The sequence below is a fragment of the Streptomyces hyaluromycini genome, from assembly GCF_002217755.1.
GTDB lineage: Bacteria > Actinomycetota > Actinomycetes > Streptomycetales > Streptomycetaceae > Streptomyces > Streptomyces hyaluromycini.
Genome location: NZ_BCFL01000030.1, coordinates 132,550 through 145,060 on the forward strand (window position 1 = coordinate 132,550; position 12,511 = coordinate 145,060).

Genomic DNA, 12,511 nt, shown 5'->3' on the forward strand with positions numbered 1-12,511 from the left:
GCGTGTGGCGAGGGGGGCTTCAGACATGGCCGAACGCGGTCGGCACCGCCGGTACCAGCCGAACAGGATCAACCGCGCCTCGCTCACCGTCACGGCGGGCGGCGCCGGCCTCGCGCTCCCGCTCGCGGCCGCCGCAAGCGCCGACGCGGCCTCCGTGTCCACCTGGGACAAGGTCGCCGCCTGCGAGTCCAGCGGCGACTGGGGCATCAACACCGGCAACGGCTTCTACGGCGGGCTCCAGTTCACCCAGTCCACCTGGGAGGCCTACGGAGGCACGAGATACGCGCCGCGCGCCGACCTCGCCACCAAGGACCAGCAGATAGCCATCGCCGAGAAGGTCCTCGACGGCCAGGGACCGGGCGCCTGGCCGGTCTGTTCGGTACGGGCCGGACTCACCCGCGGCGGCGACACCCCCGACGTGCACACCGAGAGCGCCGCCACCCGCCCCGCGACGAACTCCGCGAAGAACTCCACGAAGGGCTCTGCGAAGAGTTCCGTACGGGACGTACAGCCGCAGACCACGCCGCAGTCCCGGGCCGGCCAGGCCGAGATGTACACCGTGGTGCGCGGCGACACGCTCTCCGGGATCGCCGAGGACCACGAGGTGGCCGGGGGCTGGCAACGGCTGTACGCGGCCAACCGTACGACGGTCGGCTCCGACCCCGATCTGATCCTGCCGGGACAGCGGCTGAGCCTCACGGGCCAGGCCGCCAGGACCGAGCCTCACACGAAGGCCAAGGCCAAGACCAAGAGCAAGGCCGAGACCAAGAGCAAGGCCGAGACGACGAAGGCCGCCACCCGCACCGGTCACTCCCTCGTCGCCCCCGTCGACGCCCCGATAGGCACTCCCTACCACGCGTCCGGCTCGCACTGGTCGAAGGGCTACCACACCGGCGTCGACTTCCTCGCGCCCACCGGCACCTCCGTCAAGGCGGTCGAGGCCGGGCAGGTCGTCACGGCGGGCTGGGGCGGCTCGTACGGCTACCAGGTGGTGATACGGCACGCCGACGGCCGGTACACGCAGTACGCCCATCTGTCGGCGATCTCCGTGCGGGCCGGGCAGAGCGTGTCCACCGGCCAGCGGATCGGCCGCTCGGGCTCCACCGGAAACGCCACGGGCCCGCATCTGCACTTCGAGGTGCGGACGGGGCCCGGATTCGGCACGGACATCGACCCGGTCGCCTATCTCCGGGCCGGCGGCGTCAGGATCTGACCCGCGAACGGCGCCGGTCCAGGAGCGGACCGTGCACGTAGTCGGTGGCGGGCAGCAGCACGTCGGGCACGTCCGGGAGCACGTCCGGCGCCGCGGACCCCGACCGCTGCTGGGGCATCCCGATCAGTGAGCCCGGCGCGGGACGCGCCTCGCCGTCGCCCGCCGCCCGGACTCCCGCCGAACGAACCTCCGCTGCCCCGATGTCCGCCACCCCGGCCCCCGCCGTCTCCGGCTGCGCCGCGCCGCCGCGCGCCACACCGCCCTCGGCCGCACCGGACTGCGCCAGGCCCGCCTCGGCCAGCTCGACCAGTGCCTCGACCAGCGGCTCGGGCGACACCTCGGCCACCGCGGGCTCCGGCACCGGCACCGGCCGGTCCGGGTGCGGGGTGCGCTCGATGCGCTCGGTCGTCAGCAGGATCAGGCCGCCCGCCGCCACCACACCGCAGCCGAGCGCCAGCAGGGTGCCCGTCGCGCCGTAGCGGAACGTCTCGCCGAACATCGTGATGCCGACCGCGGCGGCCAGCACCGGGTTGACCACGGTCAGCGTGGCCAGCGGCGCGGCGAGACCGCCGCCGCGGTAGGCGGCCTGGGAGATCAGGACGCCCGCGACGGCGTAGGCACCGATCACGGACAGCCAGAGCACGTCGGCCGCGGCGATCCCGCCGTCCCAGTCGATCGCCACGACCTTGGTGAACACCGAGGACATGCCGAAGGCTATGCCGGACGCGGTGGCGAGCAGCACGCTGCGCACCGCCGGGTGCCGGTGCGCGGCCCGGCCCGCGATCATCAGGGCGACGACCGCCCCGCCGGTGACCACCGCGACTCCGATCCGCCCGGTGGAGGCCAGGGTGTGCGAGTCGGAGGAGCCGACCAGGGAGAGCAGACCGGCCAGACCGACGGTGGCCATGATCGCGCCCCGCCAGGCCGTCGTCCCGGCCCTGCGGCCGACGAAGAGGGCCGCCATGGGCAGTGCGAACACGATGGTGAGCGCGCCCAGCGGCTGGACCAGGCTCAGCGGGCCGTAGGCCAGTGCCACCACGTGCAGCAGCCCGCCGAGGCCGTTGAGCGCCATCGCTCCCCACCAGCTCGGGCGGCGCAGCGGCGCGTACTGCTCGTCGGGGGAGGAGACCGCCACCTGTTCCTGCACGATCGCTCCGCCGGCGTAGGCGACGGCGGAGACGAAGGAAAGCAGCACGGACAACGCGAGGGCACTCATACTCGGCTCCTCTGCGTCAGGCGGGACCGTGTGGCCCCACGCGGTGATCGGTCGGCTTCCATGAGCAACACTCTGCCGGTCCGGGTGCTTCCCGTCGTCGTACCTGAGCACCCAATGGGTCCTACTACCGATGGAGTACGAGGGGATCCCGATCATCCCCAGGGTGGGGGCCGCCGGGTGGAGACGGCGTGCGCGGGGATCCCGGGAACCCTGGTACTACTGCTGTTCGTGGACCTGTTCGTGAACCTGGACCCCGATCTCGCCGCGCTTCGGGAGCTCGGCGGCTTCTTCGTCCTGCGGACGGTCCGATCGGCGGTCGGAGACCCCGACACGGCGAGGGCCGACGAGCCGGCGACTCTTGCAAAGGCCTATGAAAAACTCACATCGGATGTTTACGAAAACGCCCTGACTTTCCGTGTTGATGTGGTTTCGGGGCGTCTGGGCATCGCCGAGCCCCGGGTCGCCGCCTCCATCGCCCACCAGGCGCTGGCCGCCCGGCTCTGGTCCGTCGCCCTCGGCTGCGCCGTCCGCTACGGCCGCCTCCCCGACCTCGACCCGGGCCTGCTCCGCTGGGACGCCGGTGCCACCGCGCCCGACGACCTCTGGCTCACCGAGGTACGCGCCAGGCCCGGCGGCGCCGACCCGGCCACGCTCGCCGACGCCGTGGTGCAGACCGTCGTACACGGCCATCTCGAACCCCTCGGGGAGGCCCTGCGGGCCCGCTACGGTCTCGCCGCCGGCCTGCTGTGGGGCAACGCCGGATCCGCGCTGGCCGGTGCCGTACGGGAACTGGACCGCTGGGCGCGCGCGAACAACCGTACGGATGCGGCCGCCCGGACCCGCGCCCTCGCCGACGCCCTCTTCGCGCACCCCCTGCTGACCGTCACCGGCACCCGCTCCGGCCTGGCCTTCCGGCGCCGCAGCTGCTGTCTCTACTACCGGGTACCGGGCGGCGGGGTCTGCGGTGACTGTTGTTTCACACAACCACCGCGCTCTTCCCCGCGCGCCGCATCTGGGTGACCATGGAACAACCGGCCGTGGAGAGCGAGGGGTTGCGGGTGCGAGTCGGACTGCTGACCCGGGAGTACCCCCCGGACGTCTACGGCGGCGCGGGTGTTCATGTGGAGTTCCTCGCCCGTGAGTTGCGGCCCCTGGTCGACCTTGAGGTGCACTGCTGGGGCGAGGGCCGCGGGGTCGGCGTCGTCCGGCACCGCCCCTGGTCCGCGCTGGACACCGCCAACGACGCGCTGCGCACCTTCTCCGTCGACCTGGCGATGGCCGCAGGCCTCGAAGGCCGCGAACTCGTCCACTCCCACACCTGGTACGCCAACCTCGCCGGCCACGTCGCCAAGATGCTCTACGGCGTCCCGCACGTGGTGACCGCCCACTCGCTGGAGCCGCTGCGGCCCTGGAAGGCCGAGCAACTGGGCGGCGGCTACGCGCTGTCGAGCTGGGCCGAGCGCAGCGCGATCGAGGCCGCCGACGCCGTGATCGCGGTGTCCGGGGCGATGCGCGAGGACATCCTCGGCTGCTACCCCGTCCTGGACCCGGCGAAGGTCCACGTCGTGCACAACGGGATCGACACCGCCCTCTACCGCCCGGACCGCTCCACCGACGTCCTGGCCCGGATCGGCATCGACCCCGGCCGCCCGTACGTGCTGTTCGTCGGACGTATCACCCGGCAGAAGGGCGTGCCCCACCTGCTGCGCGCGGTACGGGACATCGTCCCGGCGGCGCAGGTCGTGCTCTGTGCGGGGGCACCCGACACTCCCGAGATCGACCGGGAGTTCCGCGAGCTGTTCGCGGAGCTGAGCCGGGTCCGCGAGGGCGTGCACTGGATCCCGCAGATGCTGCCGCGCGCCGACGTCATCCAACTCCTCACCCACGCGGCCGTGTTCGCCTGCCCCTCGGTCTACGAACCGCTCGGCATCGTCAACCTGGAGGCGATGGCCTGTGGCACGCCCGTGGTCGCGTCCCGGGTCGGCGGTATCCCCGAGGTCGTCGAGGACGGCAAGACGGGCCTGCTGGTCGACCTGGACGACGACTTCGAGGGGGGTCTGGCGCGGGCGCTGGACGCCGTCGTCGGCGACCCGGAGACGGCCCGGCGGATGGGCGAGGCCGGACGGCAGCGGGCCGTGGGGGAGTTCGGCTGGGACGCGGTGGCCCGGCGCACGGTCCGGCTCTACGAGGAGATCCTCAAGCAGGCGTAACGACAGGCGTAACGAACAGGCCGCCTGTTCGACGTGATCCCGGTGCAGGCTTAGCGGATGTGCTCCCAGGGCAAGCATGGAGCACCAGGGTGAGGGGAGCGGCCATGCGTCGTGGTGGACCTTCGGTACTCGGGATCGTGCTGGCCGGCGGGGAGGGCAAACGCCTGATGCCGCTGACCGCGGACCGGGCCAAACCAGCTGTCACCTTCGGCGGCACCTACCGCCTGGTCGACTTCGTGCTGTCCAATCTCGTCAACGCGGACGTGCTGCGCATCTGCGTGCTGACGCAGTACAAGTCGCACTCGCTGGACCGGCACATCACCACCACCTGGCGGATGTCCAGCCTGCTCGGCAACTACGTCACCCCGGTCCCGGCGCAGCAGCGGCTCGGCCCGCGCTGGTACCTGGGCAGCGCCGACGCCCTGCTGCAGTCGCTCAACCTCGTCCACGACGAACAGCCCGACTACGTCGCGGTGTTCGGCGCCGACCACGTCTACCGCATGGACCCGCGGCAGATGCTCCAGCAGCACATCGAGGGTGGCGCCGGAGTCACGGTCGCGGGCATCCGCATCCCGCGCGTCGAGTCCTCGGCGTTCGGCGTGATCACCCCGGGCTCGGACGGGCAGACGATAGAGACCTTCCTGGAGAAGCCGGCCGACCCGCCGGGGCTGCCGGACGCCCCGGACACCGTCTTCGCCTCCATGGGCAACTACATCTTCACCACCAAAGCCCTGGTCGAGTCCCTGCAGCGGGACGCCGAGGACGACGACTCGGTGCACGACATGGGCGGCTCGATACTGCCCCAGCTCACCGCCCGCGGCGAGGCCCAGCTCTACGACTTCGGCACCAACCACGTCCCCGGCGAGACCACCCGCGACCGCGGCTACTGGCGGGACGTCGGCACCCTCGACGCGTACTACGACGCCCACATGGACCTGATCGCCGAGCGGCCCGCCTTCAACCTCTTCAACCGCAGTTGGCCCATCTACACGCACTCGTACCAGCTCTCCCCGGCCCGCTTCAACGCGGGCGGCATGGCGAGCGAGTCCATCATCAGCGCCGGCTGCCTGATCCGGGGCCAGGTCACCCGGTCCGTGCTGTCCCCGGGCGTGCGGGTCGACCCGGGCGCGGTGGTCCAGGGGTCGGTGCTGCACGACAACGTCATCGTGGGCCGGGGCGCGGTGGTGCGCGGCGCGGTCCTGGACAAGAACGTCGAGGTCCCGCCCGGCGCGACGATAGGCGTCAACCCCGACCGTGACGCGGAGCTTTACACCGTGTCCAAGGGCGGAATCATCGCCCTCGGGAAGGGACAGCTGGTCTCCTAGCCCCCCGCTCGCCATGGGCCCGGCGCCGTTTCCGCGCCGGGCCCAAGTCGTGTGCGTGCCAACTCGGGCGCGACGCGCTGCGAGTGAAAAACCCTCATTTGCCGGACTTTGCGGGCCGCTCCCCTCACGATGCAGACAGCAATGTCGAGCTTCGGAGGTCATCCGACATGAGAGGGACCCGGCGCACACGGCTGTGCCTCGCCGGGGTGCTGACAGCGTCCGCGCTGCTCACCGCACCCGCCGCAGGGGCCGCCGAACCGGCCGACGGCCACCTCGCCGACCTGGTGAACCCCTTCATCGGCAGCCAGGACGAGGGCAACACGTTCCCCGGCGCGGCCGTGCCCTTCGGCATGGTGCAGCTCTCCCCGGACACCGGGCACAGCACCGGGTACGACTACTCCCAGCACCGGATCCGCGGCTTCTCCCTGGTCCACCTCTCCGGCGTCGGCTGCGCCATCGGCGGCGACCTGCCCGTGCTGCCCACCACCGGGGACGTCACGCGGACGGACTACGCCGAGTACGCCGCCGGGTTCCGGCACGCCGACGAGGAGGCGAGCCCCGGTTACTACCGCGTCGGCCTCGACTCGGGCGTGACGGCCGAGCTCACCGCGACCGCCCGCACCGGCGTCCAGCGCTACACCTTCCCGGCCACCGACCGGGCGAACGTCCTGCTCAACGCCCGCCAGGCGCTGCACAAGCCGGTCAGCAGCGACGTCGAGATCCTGGACGACCACACCGTGCGCACCCGGATCACCGGCCACGGCTTCTGCCGCGACACCGCCCCCTACACCGTCTACACGGTCACCCGCTTCAGCCGCCCCTTCACCGCGTACGGCACCTGGAACGGCACCACGGTCACCCCCGGCTCCCGTACCGGAGCCGACGGCGCCTACGTCCGCTTCGACACCGCCCGGGACCGTACGGTCGAGGCGACCACCGCCCTGTCGTACGTCGACGCGCAGGGCGCCGAGGTCAATCTGCGCGCCGAGGGCGGACGTTCGTTCGACACGGTACGGCGGCAGGCCCGGGACGCCTGGGAGCGGAGGCTGGCCGACGTCCGCGTCCAGGGCGGCTCCCCGACCTTGCGCCGTACCTTCTACTCGTCCCTGTACCGCACCTTCCTCGCGCCCAACGTCGGCGGTGACGCCGACGGCCGCTACGCCGGCTGGGACCGCCGGATCCACCGAGCCCAGGGGTTCACCTACTACCAGAACTGGTCCCTCTGGGACACCTACCGCACCCAGGCCCAGGCGCTCGCCCTGCTCGCCCCGCGCGAGGCCCGGGACATGGCCCTGTCGGTGCTGAGGATCGACGAGGAGGGCGGCTGGCTGCCCAAGTGGGGCTACGGCACGGTCGAGACGAACATCATGACCGGCGACCCGGTCACCCCGTTCCTGACCACCGCCTACCAGATGGGCCTGCTCAAGGGGTACGAGGAGCGGGCCTACCGGGCGTTGAAGAAGAACGCCGACGGGGTGCCGCCGGCCGCCAACGCCGGGGTCGGCCGCGAGGCCAACGCCGAGTACCTCGCCGACGGCTTCGCGCCGTACCTCAAGGGCCGCCCGCACACCAAGGTGGGCGACTCCGACTACGACCACGGCGCCTCCGTCACCCTGGAGTACGCACTGTCGGACGCGATGCTCGGGCAGATGGCCCGGGACCTCGGCCACGGCGCGGACGCGGCCCGCTACGCCACCCGGGCGCAGAACTACCGCAACGTCTTCGACCCCTCCACCGGCTTCTTCCGTGCCCGCGACGCCTCCGGCGCCTTCACCGGCAACCCCGACCCGGCCCGCGGCATCGGCTTCCACGAGGGCACCGCCTGGCAGTACCAGTGGCTCGTCCCGCAGGACCTGCCCGGCGTGATCTCCCTGATCGGCGGCGAGCGCGCCGCCAACGCGCGGCTCGACTCCTTCTTCGCCTACGACAGGCTGCTCGCCGACCCCGCGAAGACCGCGCGCGAGGTGTGGGTGCACGGCAACGCGTACGCCTACTACAACGCGGCCGTCTACAACCCCATGAACGAGCCCGACCTGACCGCCCCGTACACCTACCTCGCCACCGGCCGGCCCTGGAAGACCACCGACGTGGTGCACGCGGCGCTCACCCTCTTCACCGACGGACCGACCGGGATGACCGGCAACGACGACCTCGGCACCATGTCGGCCTGGAACGTCCTGTCGTCCCTCGGCCTCTTCCCGGTGCAGCCCGGCTACGGCACCTGGGGCCTGTCCACGCCCGTCTTCGACCGGGCCGACGTCCGCCTCGACCGCCGTTTCTGGCCGAGCGGCGGGTTCACGGTGACCGCGCCGGGCACCTCGGCCGCCGACCGCTACGTACAGTCGGCCCGGACCGACGGATCGGAGTACGGCCGTACCTATCTGACGACCGGTGCGCTGCGCTCCCTGCGGTCGCTGGCGTTCACGGTCGGCCCGCGCCCGTCAGAGTGGGGTACGTCACCCGAGGCGGGGCCACCGGCCCTGAAGTGACCTCAGGTGTCGCACGAGTCCCGCCTCTTTCGGAGGAGGCGGGACTTAATCTGCTGTTAACTGAGCGTAGCGTGATCGTACTTGACCGTAATCATGAGTCGGCGTTTGACTGCTGATCCACCCTCCGTCGACGCGAGGCACCCCTTTTGAAGACTGAGACTGCTGACCTGCTCGCTCCTCTCGACCTGGCGTTCTGGAACATCGAGTCCGAACAGCACCCGATGCACCTCGGTGCGCTCGGCGTGTTCTCGGCGCACTCGCCGACCGCCGGCGCGCACGCGGCCGACCTGCTCGCGGCCCGGGCCGCCGCCGTGCCCGGACTGCGCATGCGCATCCGCGACGTCTGGCAGCCGCTCGCGTTCGGCGGCGCCGCCCGCGAGGCCGACCCGGACTTCGACCCCCTCAACCACGTCCGGCTGCACGCCCCGACCTCGGACTTCCAGGCCGTGGCGGGCCGGCTGATGGAGCGTCCGCTGGAGCGCGATCGGCCGCCGTGGGAGGCGCATGTGCTGCCCGGCGAGGACGGGGTGTCCTTCGCGGTGCTGTTCAAGTTCCACCACGCCCTCGCCGACGGGCTGCGCGCCCTCAAGCTGGCGGCCGGTGTCATGGACCCGCTCGACCTGCCCGTGCGCGCCCCCCGCTCGATCGAACCGCCGCGCCCGATGCTGGCGCTGCCCGACGTGCGCAGGCTGCCCGAGCTGGTGCGCGGCGCCCTCTCGGACGTGGGCCGCGCCCTCGACATCGGCGCCTCCGTCGCCCTGTCCGCCCTCGGGGTGAGCTCCTCGGCCGCACTGACGTCCGAGCCCACCGGCACCCGGAGCATCGCCGGGGTCGACCTCGACATCGACGACGTGCACCGGGTCCGCAAGGCCGTCGGCGGCACCGTCAACGACGTGCTGATCGCCGTCGTCGCCGGCGCCCTGCGCCGCTGGCTGGACGAGCGCGGCGACGGCACCGAGGGCGTCGCCCCGCGCGCCCTGATCCCCGTCTCCAAGCGCCGCCCGCGCACCGCGGCCCCACAGGGCAACCGGCTCTCCGGTTACCTGATACGGCTCCCGGTCGACAACCCCGACCCGATCGCCCGCCTCGACCGCGTCCGCCAGGCGATGGTCCGCAACAAGGACGCCGGACCCAACCGGGGCGCCGGTGCCGTCGCCCTGCTCGCCGACCACGTGCCCGCGCTCGGGCACCGGCTCGGCGGGCCGCTCGTCGGCCAGGCCGCCCGGCTCTGGTTCGACATCCTGGTCACCAGCGTGCCGCTGCCCGGCATCGGCCTGCGCCTCGGCGGACACCCGCTCACCGCCGTCTACCCGCTGGCCCCGCTCGCGCCCGGCCAGTCCCTGGCGGTCGCCATCTCCACCTACCGCAACCACGTCCACTACGGCCTGGTCGCCGACGCCAGCGCCGTCCCCGACCTCGACGTGCTGGCCCGCGCGGTCACCGACGAGGTGGACTCGCTGATCGCGGTCTGCGATCCATGATCCGGTCGGGTTTGGAGGTATTGCCCGGCGCTCCGTAAAATTCCCGGTTCGAAAGCGGGCGCGAGTCGGAGCGCCGCTGGTGGACCAGGGAAGCGGCAGCGCGATGACGGTGACACAGGACGGCACGACGGCCGAGGACGCGGTGGAGACCGTCGTCCACGGCCCCGGCATCGACCCCGAGCGGCTCGCCGTCTGCCTCAGCGTGCTCGCGGAGCTGGACGAGCTGGAGGTCGACCACCCGGACGCCATCACGGTGCGCCGGGCCACGGCCGGTGTCTACCGCACGGTCAAGCAGCGCCGCCGCCAGGAGCGCCGGGCCGCCAAGACCGCTCACGACAAGGCGGTCACCGAGGCCACCGCGACCGGCTCCGCCGAGCGCATCGACGACGAGACCGAGGGCCTGCTGCCCTCGTCCCGGACCGAGGAGGGCAGGGTCGCGGGGATACTCCAGCGACCGCGCTCCTGCTACACCTGCAAGACCCGCTATGTCGAGGTCGACTACTTCTACCACCAGCTCTGTCCGGACTGCGCCGAGCTGAACCGCGCCAAGCGCGACGCCCGCGCCGACCTGACCGGCAAGCGCGCCCTGCTCACCGGCGGCCGCGCCAAGATCGGCATGTACATCGCGCTGCGGCTGCTGCGCGACGGCGCCCACACGACGATCACCACGCGCTTCCCGAAGGACGCCATCCGCCGCTTCAAGGCGATGGAGGACTCCGCGGACTGGCTGCACCGGCTGGAGGTCGTCGGCATCGACCTGCGCGACCCGGCGCAGGCCGTCGCCCTCGCGGAGCAGGTCGCCGAGGCCGGCCCGCTCGACATCCTGATCAACAACGCGACCCAGACGGTCCGCCGGCTGCCCTCCGCCTACGCGGCCCTGGTCGAGGGCGAGAGCGCCGCGCTGCCCGCCGGCGAGCTCCCCGCCCACCACGTCATCGGCGCCTTCAACTCCGGAGCCGTCGACGGCATCGCCGCGCTGCCCGTCGGCACCAGCGGCCTCGACGCCCAGAAGGTCGCCGACCTCGCCCTGGTCGCGGGCAACGCCAGCGTGGCCCGGCACCTCGACGGCACCGCCATCGACGCGGGCGGCCTCGTCCCGGACGTCGTCGACACCAACACCTGGGTGCAGACCATCGACCAGATCTCCCCGGTGGAGCTCCTGGAGACCCAGCTCTGCAACTACACGTCGCCGTTCATCCTGATCAGCGCGCTCCGGCCGGCCATGGCGGTGGCCGCGAAGAGGGCGGCGCGCGGCCGGTCCTACGTCGTCAACGTCTCGGCGATGGAGGGCGTCTTCGGCCGCGGCTACAAGGGCGCCGGGCACCCCAACACCAACGCCGCCAAGGCGGCCATGAACATGGTCACGCGGACCAGCGCGGCGGAGATGTTCCAGACCGACGGCATCCTCATGACCTCCGTCGACACGGGATGGATCACCGACGAGCGGCCGCACTTCGACAAGCTGCGGCTGGCCGAGGAGGGCTTCCACGCCCCCCTCGACCTGATCGACGGCGCGGCCCGCGTCTACGACCCGATCGTGCTCGGCGAGCAGGGCGAGGACGTGTACGGGGTCTTTTTGAAGGACTACACGCCGGGCAAGTGGTGAGTCTCGCTTGACCGTGCGGGTGCGGGTGCGTGGGGGTTGGTCGCGCAGTTCCCCGCGTCCCTAGGGGGTTGCGCTTGCGGCGTTGCGAGATGCTGTTGGTCGCGCCCGCGCGGCGGCAGCCGCAGATCGGAACAGTCCCGCGCCCCTGGGGGGTGCGCCTGCGGCGTCGCGAGATGCTGCCGGTCTCGCGTCTACGTAGGGATACGCGCCGCTCTCACCCTCGTACCGCCGTCCACCAGCACGTCCGCTCCAGTCACCCACCTCGCGGCGTCCGAGGCCAGCCACAGCACCGCCCCCGCCACGTCCTCCGGTTCCCCGATGCGCCCCAGTGGCAGGCCGGCGGCGATCTCGTCCTCCCGTGGCTCCCACATGAAGCGGGCCATCTCCGTGCGCACCAGGCCCGGTGAGACCGAGTTCACCCGCACCCGGGGGGCCAGTTCGCCCGCCAGCTGCTGGGTCAGGTGCAGGAGTGCGGCCTTGCTGGTGCCGTACGCACCCACGTGGGGGCCGACGTGTGCCGCGCCCTCCGTGCAGATGTTGATCACCGAGCCGCCGTGCTCCCGCATCCAGCCGCGCCACGCGCACTGCGTCAGCCGCAGCGGTGCCTCCACGTTGACCGTGAACGCCTCCCGCCACAGGCCCAGGTCGGCGTCCATGAGCGGGCCGTACGGGCGGTTGGTCGCCGCGTTGTTGACGAGGACGTCCAGCCGTCCGAACTCGGTCAGCGCCAGCCGGGTCAGCTCCCGGGCGTGCTCCGGCTCGGCGACGCTGCCGGCCAGGCCGACCCCGCCCAGCTGCGCGGCCGTACGCCGCACCTCGTCCGCGTCCCGCGCGCTCACGCACACCAGCGCCCCGGCCGCCGCGAGCGCCTCGGCGACCGCGCGCCCGATCCCGCGGGTGCCGCCGGTGACCACGGCCGCCCGGCCCCTGAGCCCGTACGACGGCCCGTAGGATGACGTCATCGCCGTACC

9 protein-coding genes are annotated in these 12,511 nt (G+C 72.3%); 7 read left to right on the top strand and 2 right to left on the bottom strand.

Annotated features, from left to right (window positions below; genetic code table 11):
* Nucleotides 1-25 precede the first annotated feature (25 nt).
* Nucleotides 26-1,213: a transglycosylase family protein gene (locus SSP29_RS40955; protein WP_089106030.1), complete on the top strand. Its 1,188-nt coding sequence runs from the start codon at nucleotides 26-28 to the stop codon at nucleotides 1,211-1,213.
* On the opposite strand, the gene SSP29_RS40960 is transcribed toward SSP29_RS40955, so the two are convergent.
* Nucleotides 1,203-2,429, bottom strand: coding sequence for a DMT family transporter (locus tag SSP29_RS40960; RefSeq protein WP_089106031.1), 1,227 nt, complete (start codon nucleotides 2,427-2,429; stop codon nucleotides 1,203-1,205). The two genes, SSP29_RS40955 and SSP29_RS40960, sit on opposite strands and share 11 nt — an antisense overlap.
* Nucleotides 2,430-2,639: 210 nt before the next feature.
* On the opposite strand from SSP29_RS40960, the gene SSP29_RS40965 reads away from it, so the two are divergent.
* The 6 genes from SSP29_RS40965 to SSP29_RS40990 all read left to right on the top strand — a co-directional run bounded on the left by SSP29_RS40965 (nucleotide 2,640) and on the right by SSP29_RS40990 (nucleotide 11,540).
* Nucleotides 2,640-3,449 (top strand): (2Fe-2S)-binding protein, encoded by an 810-nt coding sequence (locus SSP29_RS40965; RefSeq protein ID WP_245883499.1) that lies wholly within the window; start codon nucleotides 2,640-2,642, stop codon nucleotides 3,447-3,449.
* A 38-nt stretch (nucleotides 3,450-3,487) separates the two neighbouring features.
* Nucleotides 3,488-4,639, top strand: a complete 1,152-nt coding sequence (gene glgA / locus SSP29_RS40970; RefSeq protein ID WP_089106137.1) for a glycogen synthase — start codon at nucleotides 3,488-3,490, stop codon at nucleotides 4,637-4,639.
* Nucleotides 4,640-4,743: 104 nt separating this feature from the next.
* Nucleotides 4,744-5,964 (top strand): glucose-1-phosphate adenylyltransferase, encoded by a 1,221-nt coding sequence (glgC, locus tag SSP29_RS40975; RefSeq protein WP_089106032.1) that lies wholly within the window; start codon nucleotides 4,744-4,746, stop codon nucleotides 5,962-5,964.
* A 167-nt stretch (nucleotides 5,965-6,131) separates the two neighbouring features.
* Nucleotides 6,132-8,453, top strand: a complete 2,322-nt coding sequence (locus SSP29_RS40980) for a GH92 family glycosyl hydrolase (protein ID WP_089106033.1) — start codon at nucleotides 6,132-6,134, stop codon at nucleotides 8,451-8,453.
* A gap of 146 nt (nucleotides 8,454-8,599) precedes the next feature.
* On the top strand, nucleotides 8,600-9,934 hold the full coding sequence (locus SSP29_RS40985) for a wax ester/triacylglycerol synthase family O-acyltransferase (RefSeq protein ID WP_089106034.1): 1,335 nt from the start codon (nucleotides 8,600-8,602) through the stop codon (nucleotides 9,932-9,934).
* A gap of 103 nt (nucleotides 9,935-10,037) precedes the next feature.
* Complete coding sequence (locus SSP29_RS40990; protein ID WP_089106035.1) at nucleotides 10,038-11,540, top strand: SDR family NAD(P)-dependent oxidoreductase; 1,503 nt, start codon at nucleotides 10,038-10,040, stop codon at nucleotides 11,538-11,540.
* Between the two features lie 191 nt (nucleotides 11,541-11,731).
* Here the strand turns inward: SSP29_RS40990 and SSP29_RS40995 are convergent, their stop codons facing one another.
* The gene (locus SSP29_RS40995; RefSeq protein ID WP_089106036.1) at nucleotides 11,732-12,502 is read right to left on the bottom strand and encodes an SDR family oxidoreductase; all 771 of its coding nucleotides are present in this window, start codon (nucleotides 12,500-12,502) and stop codon (nucleotides 11,732-11,734) included.
* Nucleotides 12,503-12,511: the final 9 nt, after the last annotated feature.